Genomic DNA, 21,792 nt, shown 5'->3' on the forward strand with positions numbered 1-21,792 from the left:
TCCGTCTTACTTTTTTTATAGCATTACTATGGGGAAAACCATGTCATTGAACGCTATCAGCGCTAATCTAACCTCTACGAAGCTTATCTTACCTGCAGCCGTATTTGGCATGATGTTGGGTCTGGCAGGTTGTAGTAATTCTTCAACCACAGAAGAGAGCGTAGAAGTAGAGTCAACAGAAACAGGTGCTGAGCAGCAAGCAGCAACTGACGAAGCTACGACTGCTGATGGTCAGACAATTACTATCTACTCATCACGTAATGAGCAGCTGATTAAGCCATTGTTAGATCGCTATACTGAGCAAACAGGTGTAAAAGTTGAACTGGTTACAGACCAAACTGGGCCTTTGATGGCGCGTCTAAAAGCGGAAGGTCAGAATACTCCAGCTGATATGCTATTGACCGTTGATGCTGGTAACTTATGGCAAGCTGCAGAGCAAGGCCTATTGCAGCCAGTATCATCTGCTGTGTTAGAAGCTAACGTCCCTGCAAAATACCGCGATCCAAAAGGTCAGTGGACAGGTCTGTCACTACGTGCACGTACTATCTTCTATGACCCAAGCAAAGTCACTGCTGACCAGTTGTCTACTTATGCAGATTTGGCCGATCCAAAATGGAAAGGCAAACTATGCTTACGTACCTCTAAGAAAGTTTATAACCAATCGCTTGTTGCTAGCATGATGGAGCATTTGGGCGAAGAGAAGACCGAAGCGGTTATTAAAGGGTGGGTTGATAACCTAGCGACTGATGTATTCAGTGATGACGTTGCGATGCTAGAAGCTATCGCTGCTGGTCAGTGTGAAGTGGGTATTGCCAATAGTTACTACTATGGTCGTCTATTGGACGAAAAACCAAACTTCCCTGTGAAGATATTCTGGGCAAACCAAGATACGACTGGTACGCACGTAAACATCTCAGGCGCTGGCGTGGTTGCAGGTTCGGACAATCCAGATGGTACGCTTAAACTGATAGAATGGTTGTCATCTGATGAGGCACAAGGTCTTTATGCCAGCTCTGACAAAGAATTCCCAGTAAAAGTAGGTATCGATGAGTCAGACATGCTCAGATCATGGGGCGAGTTCAAAAAAGATGATATCAATGTACAGAAATTCGGTGAACTACAAACTCAAGCTATCCAAATGATGGATAAAGCAGGTTATAAATAAGGGATCGCCAGTAATACTGATACCAATCGTAAAATCATAACTTTTAGACAATAGTTCTCAAAACATAGCTTTTAAAGAATGGATTCAAAGGTTAGTCATTACAGATGAATTATTTGGGTAATGACGATTTTGAGGTTGGTATAAGCTTACAAGGTCTCTATACGTATGACACGGTAATGATAATATGATCACAACGCCAGATGCGTCTGTTAGTCAAAACGATACTGTCAATGACGGTGTTAATGACCAGCAGACTGTCAGCCAAGACCACGCCCTTCGTAAACGTATTATCTCGAAATCAGTCTTAGGGCTGATTTCGTTGTTTATGCTAGTACCGATTTTGATCGTGCTACTGTCGTGGACACAGCCAGTGGCAGAGATTTGGACACACATGGCAGATTATGTACTGCCGCAAGTGCTCAAAAACACGGCGATTTTATTGCTTATGGTGACTGTTGTTTCAGGCACTATTGGTACTGCTCTGGCTTGGGTCACTAGTATGTATCGTTTCCCTGGTCAGCGTTTTTTTTCGTGGGCATTGATGTTGCCACTTGCCATCCCTGCTTATGTGTTGGCATTTGTCACTATCGGGATTGTTGATTTTAGTGGGCCGCTACAGACAGCTTTACGCGATTCTGGTATCAGTACTGCCATACCGTCGATAAGGAACGTATGGGGCGCAGGTTTGGTATTATCGCTAGCGTTTTACCCTTATGTATATTTGCTCGCGCGTCAGGCATTTTTGTCGCAAGGCAGGCGAGCGATAGAAGCGGGGCAGATGCTAGGTTTGAGTCGTAGCCGTGTATTTTTTCGTCTGGCGCTACCGCAAGCATTACCGTGGATCATTGGCGGCTTGTTGCTAGCTAGTATGGAAACCTTAGCAGATTTCGGTGCAGTATCCGTATTCAATGTCGATACTTTTACTACCGCCATTTATAAAGCATGGTTTGGTTTTTTCAGTTTGACCACAGCAGCTCAGCTAGCAGCCTTGCTCATTGGTGTGATATTTATTGTGGTATTGTTTGAGCAGTATTGGCAAGCGAAGCGTGGTAGCTCACTTACCCAAGGTAGCAGCCAACGCTTTGACGCCAGTAAACCTGCTAAGCTGGCCATGACACTGCTGTGTACGCTCATCTTTTTGGTTGCCTTCTTAATACCTTTTTTGCAGCTTATCTATTGGACAGCACTGAATTTCCGCCAAGATTTTGATGCGCGTTACATTGATTTTGTCACCAACAGCCTCATGATTGCTAGTATGACCACGCTGTTTATTGCCTTTTTGGCCATTATCATTGCGTGGATCAAACGGCAGTATCCTGATAAATCGACTAAGCTAATGATCACTTTAGCCAATTTGGGCTATGTCGTACCGGGGACTGTGTTGGCGGTAGGGATATTTATACCCATTGCATGGCTTGATAATCAAATGATTGCCTTTGGTATCACCTCACAGCAAGTGCTTTCTGGCAGTGTCATTGTTATGCTACTGGCGCTATCGACACGTTTTATGACGGTGAGTTTTCAGCCAGTTGACAGACAATTGCAAAGATTGACAGTCAATCAAGAAGCGGCTGCAAAATTACTGAGCGACAGTCCTTATCAGCGTTGGCGTCATGTAATGCTACCTGTGCTTAGCCCTGGCGTATTGACTGCATTATTGATGGGCTTTGTCGAAGTAATGAAAGAGATGCCCATTACACTGATGACACGGCGTCAAGGCTGGGATACGCTTGCAGTACGAGTGTTTGAAATGACGAGCGAAGGTATGTGGGGACGAGCCGCATTGCCGAGTTTGCTAATCGTGTTAGTTGGCTTGCTTCCTGTCTGGATACTACTGCGTCAAAGTGACAAACACAGCTAGTAACGACAAATCTAATAGCAATAATTTGATTTAAGTTTAACAGCACACTCGTAGTGTCAGCTATATTATAATTTGCTCTGTTTTATCGATGGTTTTACTTACTAATAGCGAACTGGTACCGTCTATGTACACTGATTCAATGAACGACTCCACAAATTCTAAGTCAGAAAAGGCTCGGGCTAATCATATGCCTGTAGCAAAATCACCACTGTCACAAAATAGAATCAATCCAGTTCAGCCGAATAAAACTGTAGAACAAAGCAGTACCTCACAACAAAATACTGAGAAACATATCGCGACAGATCCTTATTTTAGTGTGCAAAATCTCATCGTAGGCTATGACGATACTATCGTCGTTAATGGTCTATCGTTGGTGCTGGAGCAAGGAGAGATTGGTTGCTTCTTAGGTTATAGCGGCTGCGGGAAGACAACAGCGCTTCGAGCAATCGCGGGACTGGAGCAAAGTCGCGGCGGCACTATCTATCTAAACAATCAACGCTTAACAGAAAAGACTGCTCGCCAATCATTTGCAGTGGCGCCAGCCAAGCGTGGTATGGGCATGGTGTTTCAGGATTATGCTCTTTTTGGTCATTTAAGCGTGGCAAAGAACATCGCCTTTGGTCTCAATAAATGGTCAGCTACTGACAAAAAAGCTCGGGTGGCTGAGATGCTAAGCTTAGTTGAATTGACTGAGCATGCAGACAAACGTCCTAATGAGCTCTCTGGTGGTCAGCAGCAGCGTGTGGCTCTTGCAAGAGCGCTCGCCCCAAAACCAAAACTACTACTACTCGACGAGCCGTTCTCTAATCTAGATGTGGTACTGCGTGAGTCATTGGCAATGAATGTCCGTGATATTCTCAAACGTACCAATACCACAGCGATTTTGGTCACTCACGATCAAAATGAAGCGTTTGCACTAGCGGATAAAGTAGGGGTAATGGATAAAGGACGATTGGTACAGTGGGCAAGGCCAAGTGAGCTGTATCATGAGCCTGTCAGTCCTTTTGTTGCAGAATTCGTAGGCGAAGGCGCTATGATAGACGGTATTATCAAAGAAGGTCATGTTGAGACAGCACTGGGGAATATCTATCGCCGCATGGAAGTCTATGATGAATCAGGACAACCACAGTACTGCGAATATGATTATCCAAATGGCACACCGATCAAAGTACTTGTGCGCCCTGATGACATCATTCATGATGATGACAGTACGCAGACAGCTTTGGTTATCGGACGTGTGTTTCGCGGTGCCAACTATTTGTACCGTCTGCAGTTAGACGACGGACAGACGGTCTTATCCTTGGTTGCGAGCCATCATAATCATGCAATCGGCTCGCATATTGGTATTCTGCCTTTGCTAGAGCATGTCGTAGTCTTCGATGAAAAAGACATCAATGCCACTACTTGGTCAGAATACGATAGGTCATCAAGAATGGATGAAGAGGTTTAGTAGCATTTACCATTCTTGAGCTGTTGTCTCAATTTACCGTTTAGCTAGAATATGTAAGTAACGGCCAAGCCGTTTGTACGGCTCTAACTGTGAGTAGCGTAACTCCATTCTAATCACTGCATCTGGGTCGTTATGACCGCCACGTTTGAGTGGTGCATAGTCATGAAATATTCGTAGACCACTGCTACGTACCGTCTGATAATCATGCGCTTTGAGCCACGACTCGACTTCTTCTTTGGCCACGGGATGGTTGGGAGTGAGACTTTTTTTATTGTCCGCTTTGTAATCGTTACCATCAAGTAAGCTATCGAGTAAGTTAAAATTTCCCATGATAAGGTTACGATAATCAAAGCTTGCAGGATTATAAAAGCAGACGGATAGCGCGCCACCATCTATTAAGTGCTTATCAAAAAAGTCCATGACCGCCGCTGGTTCTGCTAACCATTCAAGTAGCGCGTGCGACATAATCAAATCAAACTTTTCTGTCTCTTTCTGAGCCAGTTTTTCTTCAAGCGCCTGATAAGGGCAGACATACCACGTGATGTCTAGTTCTTGCTCGATGTGTTCTGCGCTCGCTTTTGCTTTCTCAAGCATATTTGCTGATATATCATTGATGACTACGCTATGACCTTGAGCAGCAAGTTCTATCGCAATTTGTGCAAGCCCTGCACCCACATCTAAGATACGTAGCGGTCGCCCAAGTGCCTCACTCATCTGTGCGCTATATTCAAAAATATCACGGCGTAGCACAGCCAATCGAATCTCGCCTTTTAAACCACCATACACTTTCTTTTCGAAATGATCGGCAATGGCATCGAAACTACGATCTGCTCGATCGTTTTCTGCTGGTATAGAAAGGTTTGAGTCAGGCTGGCTATCTTGATGTTTAATTGTCATAGGTATTTAGATCAATAATTAAGAGGTTTACAGTATAGTCAGCGAACTACTAAACCGCTACGGTATTACCCTCCCTAGAGGTATTATAAGTACAATCTGCGGTCGGCTGCCTTGTAGCTGTTTTAGATTTCTTTGACTATAAAAAAATATTTAGTATTAACTAGCGTTTCAAACGTCTGTTAATTACCCATTTAAAAACGACCTTCGCTAATACAATAACGACAAATACAACGATAACAAACACCCACATACCATTGCCTTGTAGGTTTTCTTGGTAGGCTTTTGACAAGTATGCTGATAAAGCCATAGCGACTAAAAGTGCTCCCCAACGGACATAAGGGACAGCGCGATTGTTATGGTTAGGAAAGCTAGCAACGTAATCGCTCGAAAAGCTATATAGCACCATTGCTAAAATCCAAACAATTGCAAGAATGATATCCATAGTAATAGGAGCCTGTTAAGTCGTTATGTAAGTGCTATAAAAGATGAGGTAGTGTAGCGGTTAGAATTTTTTTGTCCAGTATCACTCAAAAAATAGCTGCATCAAAGTGGTTTAAATCATAATGTGCTCATGAGAGTAATATGACTTTGAAAGCTATTAGCTCATGACAAAGCATTATGGTTATGAAAACAATATGACCATAAAAACAATCAGTTCACGTCAGAGACAGTTTTAGGTGTTGTTGTATTGGCTAAATATTCTAAGCATCCTAGTTGTTTGGTCAATAGAGCTTATATGCAAACCACGTATGAGCCCTATGCTCAAGATTTTAGCGTTAAATTAAATGTCATGTTGAATTGTAGATAGAAATATAAGTATCTACTCAGTTAGTCAAAATAAATCTTGTCGAGCTGTAGCCAATAAGTATAGTATTTTTCTATTTAATATCCATCAGATACGGAGAATAAACAATGAAAACAATCATCACAGCGCTACTCACCCTAGTATTTACCTTTACATCTATGAGCCAAGCCCAAGCTCGCAATACGCCTTGTTCAGGTAAAATGGGCGGGGTATCTCATTGCTCAGCAGATGGTAAGTTTGTTTGTAAAAATGGCAAAATCAGCCAATCAAAAAAAACCTGTCATTAGAATTATTTTAGAGTGTATGGATAATTCAAAATACCACTGCGAATGAACCGCCTAGCTTGATTTTAATGGTGGTCAGAACCCCCTAAATCAGCAAATTTGTGCTAAAATAGCTTCTTTTATTAAACATTGTTTTTAACAAAAACCGTATCACAATTTTCTGGTTGTTTTGCACGTGTAGCAGTGTTTTTTTATGGTGTCTATTTTGGTCATGACTGCCCATTTATGTGGCAGTATTTTTATATGATCTATGGGTGCCATAAGCGATGTGTCAACGTTAGAAAAAAATGTGAGTGAAGGAGTGTATATGAGCGAATCGGTCAGTCCTATTGGCATCGTAGATGAACTAAAGCAGTCGTATTTGGATTATGCGATGAGCGTGATCGTCTCGCGTGCGCTGCCTGATGTGCGTGATGGGTTCAAACCTGTACACCGCCGCGTGATGTATGCCATGCACGTGCTATCAAACGATTATAATAAACCGTACAAAAAATCAGCACGTGTGGTCGGTGATGTTATCGGTAAGTACCATCCACATGGCGATAGTGCAGTCTATGATGCCATCGTACGTATGGCGCAGGATTTCAGCTTGCGCTATCCAATGGTTGATGGTCAAGGTAACTTTGGCTCGATCGATGATGATCCTCCGGCAGCGATGCGTTATACCGAAGTACGTATGACCAAACTGACCCACCAGATGCTCGCTGATTTGGACAAAGACACGGTCGATTGGGAAGACAACTACGACGGCTCTGAGCGCATGCCAAGTGTGATGCCAGCGCGTATCCCTAACCTATTGGTCAATGGTGCGACGGGTATTGCCGTTGGTATGGCGACCAATATGGCCCCGCATAATTTGACTGAAGTGATCAATGCTTGTCTGGCCTATGCTGAAAACCCACAAGTTTCAGCTGAAGAGCTGATGTCGCATATCTCAGGTCCTGATTTTCCTACGGGCGGTATTATCTATGGTCGCGCGGGCATTTTAGATGCTTATCGTACGGGTAAAGGCCGTTTGCATATTCGTGGTCGTTATCATATCGAGCCGATGAGCAATTCTGGCGTTAACCGTGATCGTGAGCGCATCGTATTTACCGAAGTACCTTATCAGGCCAATAAAGCCAAGTTGATCGAGCGTATCGCAGAGCTGGTACGTGATAAAAAAATCGAAGGTATTAGCGAAATCCGTGATGAGTCAGATAAAGACGGTATGCGTATCGCTATTGACTTGCGTCGCGGTGAGACGGCTGAAGTTATTGTTAATAACCTATTTCTACAAACGCCGCTAGAGTCTAGCTTTAGTATCAATATGGTGGCACTCGATAATGGTCAGCCAAAACTATTGACCTTGCGTCAGCTTATCGCTGCATTTGTTCGTCATCGTCAAGAAGTGGTGACACGTCGTACGATTTATGAGTTGAACAAAGCCCGCGTTCGTGGTCATTTGCTAGAAGGTCTAACGGTCGCTCTAGCCAATATTGATGAGATTATCGCGACGATTAAAGCGTCAGCAAATCGTGGTCTAGCACGTGAAAGCTTATTAAATAACACGTGGGGTTCAGGTAGTGTCGTTGCGATGCTTACCGCTGCTGGTAGTCAGTCAGTGCGTCCTGAGTTTATCGATGGCGAAGATCCTAAAGCGCCGTTTGGTCTGATCGAAGGCGAAGAGCGCTATCGCTTGTCACTTGAGCAGGTCAATGCGATTTTAGATATGCAACTGCATCGTCTGACGGGTCTTGAGCAAGATAAATTGACTGAAGAATACCAAGACCTATTACGTGAAATTGCACACTTAGAGTCTATCCTTGGTGATTTTGATAAGCTGATGGCTATTATCTCCAATGAGATGATCGAGATTCGTGATAACTTTGGTGATGAGCGCCGTACCGATATCATCGATTCACGTATGGACTTTAGTCGCGAAGACCTTATCCCTGAGCAAACGGTCGTCATGACGGTATCGCGTACTGGCTACGCCAAAACTCAGCCGATTGATGACTATGTCGCACAAAAACGCGGCGGTAAAGGTAAGTCTGCCACGGCAATGAAAGAAGATGATGTAATCGATCATTTAGTCGTGACATCAACGCATTCTACGGTACTGTGTTTCACTGATAGTGGACGTGTCTTTAGCTTACGTGGTTTTGAAGTGCCGATTGCCAGTCGCGGTGCTCGTGGTCGTCCATTGGTCAATCTAATTGGTCTAAATAGCGACGAAACCGTTACGACGATATTACCAATTCCAAAAATCGTAGAAGATACATCAGTAGTAAGTGAAGTATCAGAAGTAAGCAATGATGACGATTCGGTAGAAGATAGCAACCAAGCAGAGCCGCCTTTTGTATTCTTTGCCACGGCCAACGGTACAGTGAAGCGGGTAGAGCTGAAGCAGTTCGCCAATATCAGATCGAACGGTTTGATTGCAGTTGGATTAGAAGACGGTGATAAATTGGTCAGCGCTCGTATCACTAATGGTAGCCAAGAAGTGATGTTGTTTGCTTCAAGTGGTAAAGCCATTCGTTTTGATGAGAATGATGCACGTGCGATGGGCCGTACTGCAAAAGGCGTCCGCGGTATGCGTCTGGCTACTGATGAGTTTATCAAGTCATTAGTCGTTATCGAAGACGATGTACGCGAAATCTTGATTGCTTGTGAAAATGGCTTTGGTAAACGTACCTTTATCGATGAGTTCAATACACAAAATCGTGGCGGTGGCGGTGTGATCGCTATCAAGACCAGTGAACGTAATGGCGCGCTAGTACGAGCGACCAAAGTTGACTCTACTGACGATATTATTCTAATCTCTGATAAAGGCACATTGGTTCGTACCCCAGTTGAACATGTTGCTAGCTCTGGTCGTAATACGCAAGGCGTAACATTGATTCGTCTGTCAAAAGATGAAAAACTGGTTGCCATGGCGCGTGTTGAGCATGAAGAGAGTGATGACGAGCTTATTGATGCCATGAGAGAAGACGGTACGTTTGAAGTAGAAGGTCAAGAGCAGATAGATATTGATGCGACAACTGATGATACTGCAACTACCGACGTCGATGATGCGATTGATATTGCAAACGATCATGAACCAAGTGACAATCTATAATAGACTAACTATGCATAAGACGATGACGAGTAATAGTCTTGGTAATTAGCTTTTGAGTCTAGTCTCTTAGCATTTTTCTAGAAAAAAGCCTCTGACGTTATCGTCGGAGGCTTTTGTTTTTTAACTCTCATTTTTTCAATACTGTAAATAAGGTTCTATTTTTTAAGGCTGTTGTTATGCTTACGACCAATCAAACTTTTCAGGGAACGGTTGCTTCGGTATCATCGAGCTTTTTATTCTCGATGATGTTTTTGTTTGGACTGTTTATGCTGCCCTTAACAGGGACGCAGGTAGCGTCATGGCGTGTGCTCATGATGTTGCTCAGTTTGGTGATATTGGTCAGTTTGACTAAGCAGTGGCAACGTGTTTTTGATTATATAAAGACGCTAAAGACACCCAAAGAATGGCTGATATTTATTCTGCCTGCGCCAATCCTAGGTGGGCAGATTTGGTTGTTTATGTGGGCGCCGGTCAATGGGTTTGGTCTCGATGTTACGTTGGGCTATTTTTTATTGCCGCTAGTGATGATTGTGCTTGGTCGATTCTTTTATCATGAGTATATGAGCATCTTGCAGTGGGCTGCCGCGATATTTGCAGCGCTCGGCATCGGCTACGATATTGTCCAGTATGGTTCGGTCTCTTGGGTGACACTGTTTGTATGCTTGGGTTATCCGCCGTATTATCTGCTACGGCGCACCCTTTCTGTACCGCCTATTACAGGGTTATTGTTTGATTTGACGCTGTTGACACCAGTCGTGCTGATCGTGCTTTATATGACGGGTGGTTTTGATGTTGCGGCGCAAGACGTGAAGTTCTGGTATCTATTGCCGCTGCTTGGTGCTTTTAGTGCGCTTGCGATGTCGCTGACGATGATTGCCAGTAGCAAGTTGCCAGTATCACTGTTTGGGGCATTAAGTTATATCGAGCCAATGCTGTTATTCGTATTGTCTATTACTATTTTGAGTCAAAGCCTTGAAGAAGGTGGTTCACTCTTTATGTATGGCATGATTACGCTTGCGCTACTGGTCATGATGGCCGATAGCGTAAAAGGTTACCTCGTTCGTCAGCGTGATGACCGCTTGCATGGCTATAGAGAGCTTCAGATTGGCGGCTTTCCACCGCGTCGTCATTTTATCAATCAGCGTATCGATGGCGTGCTAAAAGCCCATCGTTTTCGTAAGATTCGCCGTTACCAAAAGAAGATGGATAAGATACAGCAAAAAATCGAACAACTTGATGCAAAATAAGCACTTACCTGCATTAAATTTACTCAATTCAGAAGTTTAAACACTAGATGAACAGCGGCATTGCTTATTCATTCTGACTTTGACATAATGCCGACCATGATGTAAGCCTAACACATCAAAAGCGTTCAACTTAGATTGCGCGACGACCTTATATGCAAAAGCCTCAGACGTTCTCGTCTGAGGCTTTTGTTTTTTTTAAAAATTGCCATGGATGTGCCCCAATCTTTAAAGGCTGTTGTGATGCTGACTACTAACCAAACCTCGCAGGGTACAATCACCGCTGTCGCTGCAAATTTTTTATACTCATTACTGTTCTTATTTGGTCTACTGCTGCAACCATTATCAGGTACGCAAGTCGCTTCGTGGCGCGTGCTGACAATGTTTTTTAGTCTAGTACTGCTGGTCAGCGTGCTAAAGCAATGGCAGCACATTTTTGATTATCTAAAAACACTAAAAAATGCAAAAGAGTGGTTTTTATTTATATTACCTACACCGATTTTGGGCGCGCAAATCTGGATATTTATGTGGGCGCCAGTCAATGGCTTGGGGCTTGAGGTCACGTTGGGTTACTTCCTATATCCGATGATTATGATTGTTGTCGGCAGGTTCTTTTACAACGAAGATATGAGCTTGCTTCAGTGGGCTGCCATTGCATGTGCAGGTCTCGGTATCGCTTACGATATTTTTGAGTATGGTGCTATTTCTTGGGCGACTTTGTTTGTTTGCTTGGGTTATCCTCCTTATTATCTACTACGCCGTAAGCTTGCAGTACCGCCTATTACTGGTTTGATTTCAGACCTTGTATTGTTGTTGCCAGTGGTATTGGTCGCGCTGTATATGAATGGTGGTTTTGAAGTAGCAATTACCAACCACAAGCTTTGGTATCTGCTGCCATTATTGGGCATTATCAGCACCGCTGCGATGTCACTAACGATGGTGGCGAGTCAGAAGCTGCCAGTCTCACTATTTGGGACTTTATGCTACCTTGAGCCAATATTCTTGTTCATCTTCTCAATCGCAATTTTAGATCGTAACTTACATGATGGTGGCTCCATGCTGATGTATAGCATGATTTTTATCGCATTGCTGATTATGATTGCTGATAGCGCGCTAGGCTATATGGCGCGTAAACGTGAAGACCGCTTACATGGCTACAATGAGCCACAAGTGGGCAGTTTTCCACCACGTCGTCGTCTGAAAAATCGCCGTATCAAAGGCGTGCTAATCGCGCATCGATTCCGTCAGATCAAAAAATATCAGCAAAAGATAGATAAAATGACGCGCAAGATTGAAGCATTACATTTAGATTGATGTCAAAGAGTACACCGTTTAGATAGTATCGATTCGGTAGGCATTGTTTTCCAGTATGTCTGCCAACTCACAGTATTAAAGAAGTAGAAATTACGCTATTATCGAGAGCAGTAGTGCCACGATCGAGTGAACATATGGCGCTATATCTGAGATATTATGGCTGATTTACTACAATATATAACTAGGACGGTTTATGTTACATCTTCATCATTTAGCAAACTCGCGCTCGTTTCGTATTATTTGGCTGTTGGAAGAGCTCGGCGTCGATTATAAACTGACTTGCTATGAGCGCAACAAAGCGTACCGTGCTCCTGATAGCTTAAAGCAAGTGCATCCAATTGGTAATGCACCGATATTAGAAGCGGACGATCGTGTGCTGATTGAGTCAGGGTTTATCATTGAATATCTGATTAAGCATTACGACAAAGAAAAGCAGTTCAAACCTGACGATAATAACGAAGCAGCATGGGAAGCCTATACGTTTTGGCTACACTTTGCAGAGGCTTCATTGATGCCACTGTTGGTCATGCGCTTGGTATTCACAAAAGTGGTGTCTCAGTCGCCAATGCTAATCAAACCTATCAGCAAAAAAATCCAAGGTCAGATTGAAAAGAACATGATCAGTAGTGGTTTGGAGAAGATGCTAGATATGATGGAGCGTCATCTACATGAAAACCATTGGTTTGCAGGCAGTGAATTTAGCGCCGCTGATATTCAAATGCATCTTGCGGTCTTGGGTGCCAATGCTGGTGCAGGTTTAGATCAGAGTAAATATACCAATCTTTTGAACTGGCTCAAACGCTGCGAAGAACGAGATGCCTTTAAGCGAGCAGAAAAAAAGGGTGGCCGTCTGAATTTTTAGAGGATACTGGTATAATCATCTCTCAACGCTTAAGTAGCCATATAGACCAAAGGCTTTGTTTATGAATAAACAAAGCCTTTTTTAGGATAATACTATGACAGATCTAAACACCTCGAATAAAGACCATTTGAAGCAAGGTAGCCTAGACAAAGATGACAATCAGTCAGCAACTCAAACATCACTTAATAAGCAAGATACTAGTATGCAAGAAAATAATAGACAACAGATTAATAGCCAGCAAGTCTCTATCAAATCGTGGTCACAGAAAATTCTAGTGGTAATTCTATGTGCAGCGAGCTTTTATGGTGGCTGGAAATCTTACGAGTCAAATATGGTAAATGAGTGCACCGCCAATGGTGGACAAATGGTTGAAGGTCAAAAGACCATGATATGCCAACTGTCGTAGCTAGGCATACTCTTCGTTTATTTGATTTCTGTTATCGTTTTAGGATGAAGAGATGCTCTCGTACTTCTCAGAAAGCACTCCTGATAAATAAAAGGCATCGTTATGCTAAAGCTAACCTTTTTGGGTACCTCTGCAGGTGTACCGACCAAACAGCGTAATGTGACCGCATTGGCCATAGAGTGTCTGAATCCACATACCTTTGGCGTACAGCAAGGAGGTCGTCAACAGAACACTCAGAGTAAGAAATCTCGTCCATGGGTGCTGATTGATTGCGGTGAAGGCACGCAGCAGCAATTGCTACATACTAAGCTTTCATTACATCAGTTAGCTGCTATTTGCATCACACATGTGCATGGTGACCATTGCTACGGTCTACTAGGGCTATTAGCAAGCGCTGCTATGTCAGGGCGCCGTGAGCCATTAACTTTGATTGCACCAAAAGCGATTGCCAAATTGCTCGAAGCCATTACTGCCACTACAGAGCTATATCTACCCTTTGATCTCAATTTTATAGCGATTGAAGGGGTGTTAGCTGAGCAAGGTGATATGAATAAGGTCAGTATTAGCTTAAGCGACCAACATCAGCTTGATATTGATATCACGCGGCTATCACATCGGGTTGCTTCCCATGCCTTTGGTATTACTCAGACTATTAGCCGCCGCATCCTTAATACAGATAAGCTTGTGGCAGATGGTATTCCAGCCAGTGCATTGTGGGGCAAGTTACAGCAAGGCGAAGATGTCACGACTGAGGATAGTAGACAATTGCAATCAGTAGACTATGTCGACGATGAGATACAGCGGACGCGAGTGGTGGTGGCAGGAGACAATGATACGCCAAACTGTTTGCGCAAAGCCGTTATAGATACGGATTTATTGGTGCATGAAGCGACGTATACGCATGAGGTACTGACTAAGATTCGAGCCAAAAACCCAGACTATGATCCGATGCATAGTAGCGCCCAATTGCTCGGCGAATTTGCCCAAGCGGCTGGACTCAAAAATCTAATTTTGACGCACTTTAGCGCTCGCTATCAGGGTTTTGATAATCCTAATAGCAAGACACCAAACATGGCAAATATTCGTTTAGATGCTGAGAATATTTATAAAGGCAATCTCTGGCTGGCGGCAGATTTTGACCAATATATGGTTGATGGTGCAATTGAGTCGGTAAGCAATCAAGAGGGCAGTCAAGAAGAGAGTCGCGTGCAGTATATAGGCTCTGCACGCAGTGATTAGACATGGTTAAGCTTAGATATGATTTAGCGTTAAATATGACCTAGCGCTTACTGTCTTCGATAGCCAATTGTATTTCACCACTCCAAAATCGGCTAAATTGATAAGCAACTCGTCCTGAGCGACCGCCACGTTCAGAGGCCCAACGTAGCGCATCCTTTCTAATCTTATCAGGCATAGACTGACTGTCCAAAATGTCCTTAGCATCACTATCCATATCAGCTGAGATTTTTTGCTGCTCTAAATTTAGATAGTGTTGAACAATATGCAGATAAGTCTGCTGATCCATAGGATGGAAGGTGAGGGACAAACCGAATCGATCTGATAATGATACGGTTTCATCAATGGCCTCATAGGGATTGACTTCATCCGTCTGCCCATTATAGATATCAACATTGTCTTTCATCATCTGCGGTAGCAAGCGACGGCGATTACTGGTGGCGTAGACCAGTAGTTTGTCTTGCTCAGAGTCTAGCGAGCCATCGAGCACGCTCTTTAGCGCACGATAGCTTTCGTCTTGACCATTAAAAGCGAGGTCGTCACAGTATACGATATAGCGGCAATTACAATCTGTTGGTAGGGCATTAATGGCAGCACGAATCTTATCCAATACTTGCAGATCATCGCGCGCAACCTCAATAATACGCAAGCCTTCACTATGATGGGCTTGTAGCAAGGCACGAATCAATGATGACTTACCAGCACCGCGGGTGCCTGACATCAATACATGGTTGGCAGGATAACCTTTAATAAACTGACGGGTATTCTGTACCAGTTTCGACTTTTGCGTATCGATACCATGCAAGTCATCTAAGCTCAAAAACAGGTTGACCGACAAAGGCTGCAGGTGACCAGTGCGTCCACCAACCCAGCGATAAGCAAGCTGCCTCGGATCGATTTCAATAGTTGGTGTGACTCGTTCTTGTAAGTACTGACTGAGTAAGTCTAACAAAGGTGCGGGTAGGGCATAAGTAGGTTGATCAGATGGCATGGTCGGGATAGTTGGTTGTGACATAGTGGCTCTAGCAGTTAAGGTTGTCTTTAATACCATACCCAAAAATACAATTAACGCTGCTGAAATTTCAGTGCCTACAATCTTAGTGCCTACAATCTTAGTGCCTATTAATCGTAGTACTTGTAATCATTATTCGCGTTATTATTATCTTTGGAAATGATACGAATGGGAAGGCAATAATCTCACTATATTATGAGAGACAATACCATGGAAAATAGTGCCAGTAATCCGTCTATTACGCAAGCTTTGCAAGCGCAGGCGATGCAGCTATTGCCCATTATTACCCAAGAACTGGATGCACAGCATTTTAGTGAGATAGTGCATCAACGTATTGCTCAGCAAAGCATAGAACAAACGCAAGATGTCAAAACGCAACATATCGAAAATACTTACTTTCAAGGTTTAACACGTGCCCAGCATCCACAATTTGGTAGCGTGATGATTAAATGGCAGTTGAGTGATGGCGCTTATCCTATTGTTTCCGATTTAACTCATGAAGCGGATATTTTAGCTACTGTAAATGCTTCATCGAAAATCAAAGATAATGCTATCGCACCGCCACTATTGGCTCATCATTGCGTGGACGTTCAAATACTAAAGCAGTTGCAACACCTAGTTATAGTGGTCATGCCTTATTACACTAATGGTAGCTTGGCGAGTCAGCTGACCGCTTCAAAACATCTGTCATTGATAGCGTTACAAAAGCATCATTTCATCATGAAGTCTGCATACTTGATAGGCAATTTGCATCAGGCTGGCTGGCTACACAATGATATTAAGCCTAGCAATATTCTGCTGGATACTTCTTGCGATAGCTCCTTGTCAAATAGTGCGGATAATAGCAGCATAATGCCTCATCCATTATTGACTGATTTTGCGTTGGCAGAGCGTTTTAATGAGATAAAAGAGGGAAGTCCTGCTGGTACACCGGCATATCTTGCACCTGAGCGTTGGCAAGGTCAGGGTGCAACGGTGCACAGTGATATCTATGCGTTTGGGATAATGATAGTTGAGATATTGGCGGGAAGGCGACCGTTTCAGGTAAGCGTCAACAGCAATGATAAATTAAAAGCATGGGCAATCAAGCACTGCCAACAGCCGATTCCAAAGTTGTCATCAGAATATAGTCGCTATCAACCTATTGTCGATAAGGCCTTGGCAAAGCGGGTAGAGAGACGGTATCAAGATTTGGATAAGGTATTGATAGATTTAAGGTTATTAGACAATCACTAAGTTTATGATTTTATTTTCAAAAAGTGATTGTTTGTAGTATTCACATATTACCCAGTCGTTGTTTTTTATGTTTGAATGGATATTCAGGCTCATTTTAAGCGAAGTCGCTATAAACTAATTTGGGTTCCCGTATTTCATTACAGTGTTTTATTACAATACAGTGAGAATATCATGGCTAAAGTACTTATCATAACTGGTGATTTTGTTGAAGACTATGAAAACATGGTTCCGTTCCAAGCGCTACTAGCGATGGGGCATGACGTTGATGCGGTCTGCCCAGATAGAGTGGCAGGTGATAGCATTGCTACCTCAATACACGACTTCGAAGGTGATCAAACTTATACCGAAAAACGCGGTCATAACTTTGTTCTTAATGCGTCTTTTGCTGATATCAATGTAGAAGATTACGATGCCTTGTATTTACCAGGTGGACGTGCGCCAGAATACTTGCGCTTGAATGCTAAGGTCATTGCAATGATTCAGCATTTCGCAAATACTGATAAACCGATTGCCTCAGTTTGCCATGGGCCACAAATGCTGACGGCTGCTGGCGTATTGAAAGGTAAAAAAGTATCTGCTTATCCTGCGTGTCAGCCAGAAATAGAAATGGCTGGCGCTGAGTATGTCGAGTTACCTATGGATGGCGCTATTACAGATGGCCAACTAGTAACGGCTCCTGCATGGCCTGCACATCCAGCTATGCTGAAGCAATTTGTTGCCTTGCTATAAGCTTAAATTAGTATCGAGAGAGGATATTATATGTGCCAACTTTTTATCAGGGCTGACGACAGCTTGTGGAGCTCTAAAACCAAATCACTTCGAATTCAGGGAGTTGTCACCTCAATTCGTTTAGAAGTGTTTTTTTGGGATATATTAGAAGAGTTGTCATTTCGGGATCAAATGACGGTTAATCAGCTGATCACTAAGCTATACCTTGAATCTCTCGATGCTGATCATGACATTGGTAATTTCACCTCTTTTTTAAGAGTCTGTTGTTCTCGTTATTTATCTTTAATAGCTGATGGGGATCTTTCTCGCGAAACAAGATTACCTTTAGAAAAAGTCGATGCAAAAAATATAATTCAACGTGAAACTCTCCGTAAAAATCAACGTAGTGCATTATTCAATGATAGTGAGAAAAATCCTTCTGTTCATTAGTTATGCCTATAGCAAGTGTATGAAAGCATAGATGCAGCGGGTAGAGAGGCGCTATCAGAGTATGGATGAAGTATTGAAGGATTTAGAAAGGTTATAAAAGTAGATTAATACATCTGGCGAGTTATTTTATAGTTTTAATATCAAATTCCAGACGTAAAAAAACCTGCTATAAGCAGGTTTTGATGTTTGGTCTAAGATGTACTATCCGAAAATGGTGGGGCTGGAGAGACTCGAACTCTCACACCTTGCGGCGCCAGAACCTAAATCTGGTGCGTCTACCAATTCCGCCACAGCCCCATTTTCGTTACTCTATCATCAAAAGCGATTAAACTCAAACGCTATCTAGACAGTTAACTGATTCGGTAGTGCGTCTCAGTGGTTGGCTATTATATAGAGTTTTAATTGTTTGGCAACCCCTATTTGCAATTATTTTTAATTATTTATCATTTATTTTCGATATTAATTTTAAGTAATTGATATTAATAATAATTTATTATCGTGTTTTATGCGTTTCTTTATTCTTTAGTTGGTACTCTAGGGGCAGAAATATCCAACTGCTGCAATTTGCGCGTCAGAGTATTGCGTCCCCAACCAAGTAAGCTCGCTGCCTCTATCTTTTTGCCGCCGCTATGATTGAGTGCTGCTGTTAATAAAACGCGCTCAAACTCAGGGGTTGCTGTTTGCAAAATATCAGTTTCACCCGTGCTTAACGACTGCTCAGCCCAATCAGCCAATGCTTGCTGCCAACTTTGGTTTTTAGGCAACGGGCTACTTTGCCCATTTTGATGACTGTTTAACGAACTGCCATTTAATACATCGCCATTTTGTACCAAATGCTTTTGAGCCTCTTCTTCTGCTGCGACGTGCTCTTCATAAAGCACCGTATTAGGTGAGATGTTTTCAAGTAGCTCTGGTGGCAAGTCTGTCGCCATCACCGTATCACCAGTGGCCATCACCGTGAGCCACAAGCAGACGTTTTCTAATTGACGTACATTACCGCGCCAGTCGAATGTCTGCATGATTTGCAATGCGGCAGGATGGAGATGCTTCGGAGTGGTACTCATTTGCTCTGCGGCAGACTGCATAAAGTAAAGGGCTAATGCAGGAATGTCTTCAGGGCGTGTACGTAGTGGTGGTAGGGGTAACCGAATAACATTGAGGCGATAAAACAAATCTTCGCGGAATCGGCTCTGTTTTACCAGCTCTTCTAAGTTTTGATGAGTGGCTGCGATGATACGTACATCGACCTTTATGGGCTGCTGACCACCAACACGATAAAACTCACCATTGGCTAGGACGCGTAACAGCCGTGTCTGAGTGCTAAAAGGCATGTCACCGATTTCGTCTAAAAATAGAGTACCGCCATCTGCCTGCTCAAAACGGCCTTGACGCATTGTCGTTGCACCAGTGAACGCGCCTTTTTCGTGACCGAATAGCTCAGACTCGATCAAGTCATGCGGTATGGCTGCCATATTAAGCGCAATAAACGGTTGCTGTTTACGCGGGGAGTGTTGATGTAAAGCACTGGCAACCAATTCTTTACCTGTTCCAGACTCACCAGTAATTAAGACGGAAATGGGAGATTGTGCCAGCCTACCAATAGCGCGAAACACCGTTTGCATGGCTGGTGACTGTCCAATGATGCCGCTAGGGTTACCATTACTTTTGCCTTCGCCGGCACCTTTGTTCTTATTGTCTTTGGTTGGCTTACTGGCAGGTGCTGCTTTAGGTTTCATCAGGTCTTCGGTGGAAGTGTCAGACGTTGTATTGGTATTGGATTCATCTAAAAGGGAAACAGTCGTTGTTTCTAAATTAGGCTGATAATTGATGGCTTTATAAATCGTTGCAACCGCATCATCTAAGTCAAAAGGCTTGGGTAGATATTCAAAAGCACCAGTCTGATAGCTATTGATAGCAGAGGTCAGGTCTGAATGTGCCGTCATAATTACGATTGGCATTTTAGGGAAATGCTGATGAACCCAGTCACTAAAAGACAATCCATCCATCATTGGCATACGAATATCGGTCAATATAACGTCTGGTAATTGCTCGGCTGACTCTTGCTGTTTTAAAACATCATTAAGGCGAGTCCATGCTGCTTGTGCCTGAGTAAAACTGATAACGGTCAATCCAGCATCTTCAAACGTGTCTGCCAACACCATACGTAGGGCTGCATCGTCATCGATTAACCACAATGTTGCAGGGTGGTCGCTGGGTGCATTATTCACAGTTACTATTTGTGTTTGTGTTGATTGATCATCGCTTTTAGGTTGGAGGTCGTCGCTATATTCAGTCATGTATTGGGCCTAATCAGCAATTATTGATAGTAAGTTGGGGATTGGGAGTTGGGCATTAGGAAACTTAGCAGCCTTTAATTCATAAATTCATAATTTGTTTTATGTCTCAGTGATGGGTTGAGTAAATGGTAGGTATAGCGTAAATCGGGTTTGCTTGTCCTCTTGTTCTTTTGTCGAGCTCACATCAATCATACCATGATGATGACTGATAATATCTTGGACGATGGATAATCCAAGACCTGTACCGGCTGCACGGCTAGTGACCATTGGGAAAAATATTTGACCAATCAAGGCTGGATCAATACCTGAGCCATTATCAGTAATAGTAATTTGCATCACTTGCTTGTGCTGCTGCCCGACAATCGTATGCTGAAAAGCAACCCGCGTTTGGATATGCAATGTCGGTTGATAGTCAGAATTGCCCTCAGTTTGTATGGCAGATTGTGGGAATTCTTGAGACTCTGAGATTTTATTCTGTTGTAGCGTTTGTTCGAACTCAGTCATCGATTCACAAGCATTATTAATAAGGTTTAAAAACACTTGAATCAGCTGATCCTTATCTGCACACAACTCTGGCAATGATAAATCATAATCACGCTGTAACACTACCTGTGGATACTGATTGGTCACTAAGGTTAAGACATGCTCTAAAGGCTCATGGATATTGAGCGTTTGCCAGTTTGGCAGTTGATTGGAACCCAGAAGCTGCCCAATAAGATGAGTCAATCGATCAGTTTCTGAAATAATAATGTCCGTATAATTGCGCAGTTTTTGATTCATTTTTTGCAAATCATGCTGCGTATCAATGTTAGTAGTTGTCAAAGCATTATCAACACTAGAGGTGCTAGTAGTAGATGCGTCACTGAATTTAATAAACTGCCGTTGCAACAGCTGTGCTGCCCCGCGAATACCAGCAAGAGGGTTTTTTATTTCATGCGCCACTGAGCGTAGCATATGACGGGCCACTGTATACTGCTGTTGTTGGCGCTGTTCCTCAGAGATACGACTTTGCCGATCTTTGCCCCACATCTCGATAATAAAATAAGGCTGCTGTTCATAGATGACTGGTGTGACACTATAGTCGACTGACAATGATAAACTACCATTTAGCGGTGTTTTTATGATGTGGTCATGATCGATAAAAGGCTGCTGATAGTTCTGCGCTTGCACAAAGCGCTCGGTCAACGAATATGCTGGCTCGCTCGAAGCCTCGTTTTCATTTATATCACCACTATCATTATCGATCAATGCAGTATCTTTAGTCTTCAACTCATCAGGTGCTAGTAGTGTCAAGATGGATTGATTGATCAGTCTGCCGCTACTAATGGCAAGTAGCTGCTCGGCTTGAGCATTCAACCGTGTGATTGATAGCTCATCGTTGACCCATAAAATAGCGGTGAATAAATGCTGAGATATAAATGCGAGGTCAGGGGTTGTTTTGGCGGTTATAAAATCAGCGTTCATC

General features: G+C 43.1%; 18 protein-coding genes and 1 tRNA gene. 13 read left to right on the top strand and 6 right to left on the bottom strand.

Annotation, left to right across the window (positions count from 1 at the left end):
• Nucleotides 1-40 precede the first annotated feature (40 nt).
• From ACIGBM_RS04120 to ACIGBM_RS04130, 3 genes are all read left to right on the top strand, one after another.
• The gene (locus tag ACIGBM_RS04120) at nt 41-1,165 is read left to right on the top strand and encodes an extracellular solute-binding protein (protein WP_397476855.1); all 1,125 of its coding nucleotides are present in this window, start codon (nt 41-43) and stop codon (nt 1,163-1,165) included.
• A 184-nt stretch (nt 1,166-1,349) separates the two neighbouring features.
• On the top strand, nt 1,350-3,026 hold the full coding sequence (locus ACIGBM_RS04125) for an ABC transporter permease (RefSeq protein WP_397476856.1): 1,677 nt from the start codon (nt 1,350-1,352) through the stop codon (nt 3,024-3,026).
• A gap of 187 nt (nt 3,027-3,213) precedes the next feature.
• Entirely contained in the window at nt 3,214-4,476 is a 1,263-nt protein-coding gene (locus ACIGBM_RS04130; protein ID WP_397476857.1) for an ABC transporter ATP-binding protein, read from the top strand.
• Nucleotides 4,477-4,509: 33 nt separating this feature from the next.
• Here ACIGBM_RS04130 and ACIGBM_RS04135 read toward each other — a convergent pair whose 3' ends face one another.
• The gene (locus ACIGBM_RS04135; protein WP_397476858.1) at nt 4,510-5,373 is read right to left on the bottom strand and encodes a methyltransferase domain-containing protein; all 864 of its coding nucleotides are present in this window, start codon (nt 5,371-5,373) and stop codon (nt 4,510-4,512) included.
• Between the two features lie 160 nt (nt 5,374-5,533).
• Nucleotides 5,534-5,815 carry a hypothetical protein gene (locus ACIGBM_RS04140; protein WP_101206189.1) on the bottom strand — a complete coding sequence of 94 codons (282 nt, stop codon included), beginning with the start codon at nt 5,813-5,815 and terminating at the stop codon, nt 5,534-5,536.
• A 470-nt stretch (nt 5,816-6,285) separates the two neighbouring features.
• Between ACIGBM_RS04140 and ACIGBM_RS04145 the strand changes: the two genes are divergently transcribed.
• From ACIGBM_RS04145 to ACIGBM_RS04175, 7 genes are all read left to right on the top strand, one after another.
• Nucleotides 6,286-6,465, top strand: coding sequence for a hypothetical protein (locus ACIGBM_RS04145; protein WP_397476859.1), 180 nt, complete (start codon nt 6,286-6,288; stop codon nt 6,463-6,465).
• 304 nt (nt 6,466-6,769) lie between these two features.
• Complete coding sequence (gyrA, locus tag ACIGBM_RS04150) at nt 6,770-9,562, top strand: DNA gyrase subunit A (RefSeq protein ID WP_397476860.1); 2,793 nt, start codon at nt 6,770-6,772, stop codon at nt 9,560-9,562.
• 176 nt (nt 9,563-9,738) lie between these two features.
• Nucleotides 9,739-10,809, top strand: coding sequence for an EamA family transporter RarD (gene rarD, locus ACIGBM_RS04155; RefSeq protein ID WP_397476861.1), 1,071 nt, complete (start codon nt 9,739-9,741; stop codon nt 10,807-10,809).
• Nucleotides 10,810-11,049: 240 nt separating this feature from the next.
• Nucleotides 11,050-12,120: an EamA family transporter RarD gene (rarD, locus tag ACIGBM_RS04160; RefSeq protein ID WP_397476862.1), complete on the top strand. Its 1,071-nt coding sequence runs from the start codon at nt 11,050-11,052 to the stop codon at nt 12,118-12,120.
• Between the two features lie 193 nt (nt 12,121-12,313).
• The gene (locus ACIGBM_RS04165; protein WP_102094352.1) at nt 12,314-12,982 is read left to right on the top strand and encodes a glutathione S-transferase; all 669 of its coding nucleotides are present in this window, start codon (nt 12,314-12,316) and stop codon (nt 12,980-12,982) included.
• A 94-nt stretch (nt 12,983-13,076) separates the two neighbouring features.
• Entirely contained in the window at nt 13,077-13,388 is a 312-nt protein-coding gene (locus ACIGBM_RS04170) for a hypothetical protein (RefSeq protein ID WP_397476863.1), read from the top strand.
• Between the two features lie 102 nt (nt 13,389-13,490).
• Complete coding sequence (locus ACIGBM_RS04175; protein WP_397476864.1) at nt 13,491-14,627, top strand: ribonuclease Z; 1,137 nt, start codon at nt 13,491-13,493, stop codon at nt 14,625-14,627.
• Between the two features lie 40 nt (nt 14,628-14,667).
• On the opposite strand, the gene ACIGBM_RS04180 is transcribed toward ACIGBM_RS04175, so the two are convergent.
• Nucleotides 14,668-15,639 (bottom strand): ATP-binding protein, encoded by a 972-nt coding sequence (locus ACIGBM_RS04180; RefSeq protein WP_397476865.1) that lies wholly within the window; start codon nt 15,637-15,639, stop codon nt 14,668-14,670.
• A 207-nt stretch (nt 15,640-15,846) separates the two neighbouring features.
• Between ACIGBM_RS04180 and ACIGBM_RS04185 the strand changes: the two genes are divergently transcribed.
• The 3 genes from ACIGBM_RS04185 to ACIGBM_RS04195 all read left to right on the top strand — a co-directional run bounded on the left by ACIGBM_RS04185 (nt 15,847) and on the right by ACIGBM_RS04195 (nt 18,030).
• Complete coding sequence (locus ACIGBM_RS04185; RefSeq protein WP_397476866.1) at nt 15,847-16,872, top strand: serine/threonine protein kinase; 1,026 nt, start codon at nt 15,847-15,849, stop codon at nt 16,870-16,872.
• A gap of 168 nt (nt 16,873-17,040) precedes the next feature.
• Nucleotides 17,041-17,601 (top strand): DJ-1/PfpI family protein, encoded by a 561-nt coding sequence (locus ACIGBM_RS04190; protein ID WP_397477113.1) that lies wholly within the window; start codon nt 17,041-17,043, stop codon nt 17,599-17,601.
• A 30-nt stretch (nt 17,602-17,631) separates the two neighbouring features.
• The gene (locus ACIGBM_RS04195; RefSeq protein WP_341608875.1) at nt 17,632-18,030 is read left to right on the top strand and encodes a ribbon-helix-helix domain-containing protein; all 399 of its coding nucleotides are present in this window, start codon (nt 17,632-17,634) and stop codon (nt 18,028-18,030) included.
• Between the two features lie 212 nt (nt 18,031-18,242).
• Here ACIGBM_RS04195 and ACIGBM_RS04200 read toward each other — a convergent pair.
• The 3 genes from ACIGBM_RS04200 to ACIGBM_RS04210 all read right to left on the bottom strand — a co-directional run bounded on the left by ACIGBM_RS04200 (nt 18,243) and on the right by ACIGBM_RS04210 (nt 21,791).
• Nucleotides 18,243-18,327, bottom strand: a tRNA-Leu gene (locus ACIGBM_RS04200).
• Nucleotides 18,328-18,545: 218 nt separating this feature from the next.
• The gene (locus ACIGBM_RS04205) at nt 18,546-20,327 is read right to left on the bottom strand and encodes a sigma 54-interacting transcriptional regulator (protein ID WP_397476867.1); all 1,782 of its coding nucleotides are present in this window, start codon (nt 20,325-20,327) and stop codon (nt 18,546-18,548) included.
• A gap of 99 nt (nt 20,328-20,426) precedes the next feature.
• Nucleotides 20,427-21,791, bottom strand: coding sequence for a nitrogen regulation protein NR(II) (locus ACIGBM_RS04210; protein ID WP_397476868.1), 1,365 nt, complete (start codon nt 21,789-21,791; stop codon nt 20,427-20,429).
• Nucleotide 21,792: the final 1 nt, after the last annotated feature.

It is taken from the genome of Psychrobacter sp. NPDC077938 (genome assembly GCF_044542635.1).
GTDB lineage: Bacteria > Pseudomonadota > Gammaproteobacteria > Pseudomonadales > Moraxellaceae > Psychrobacter.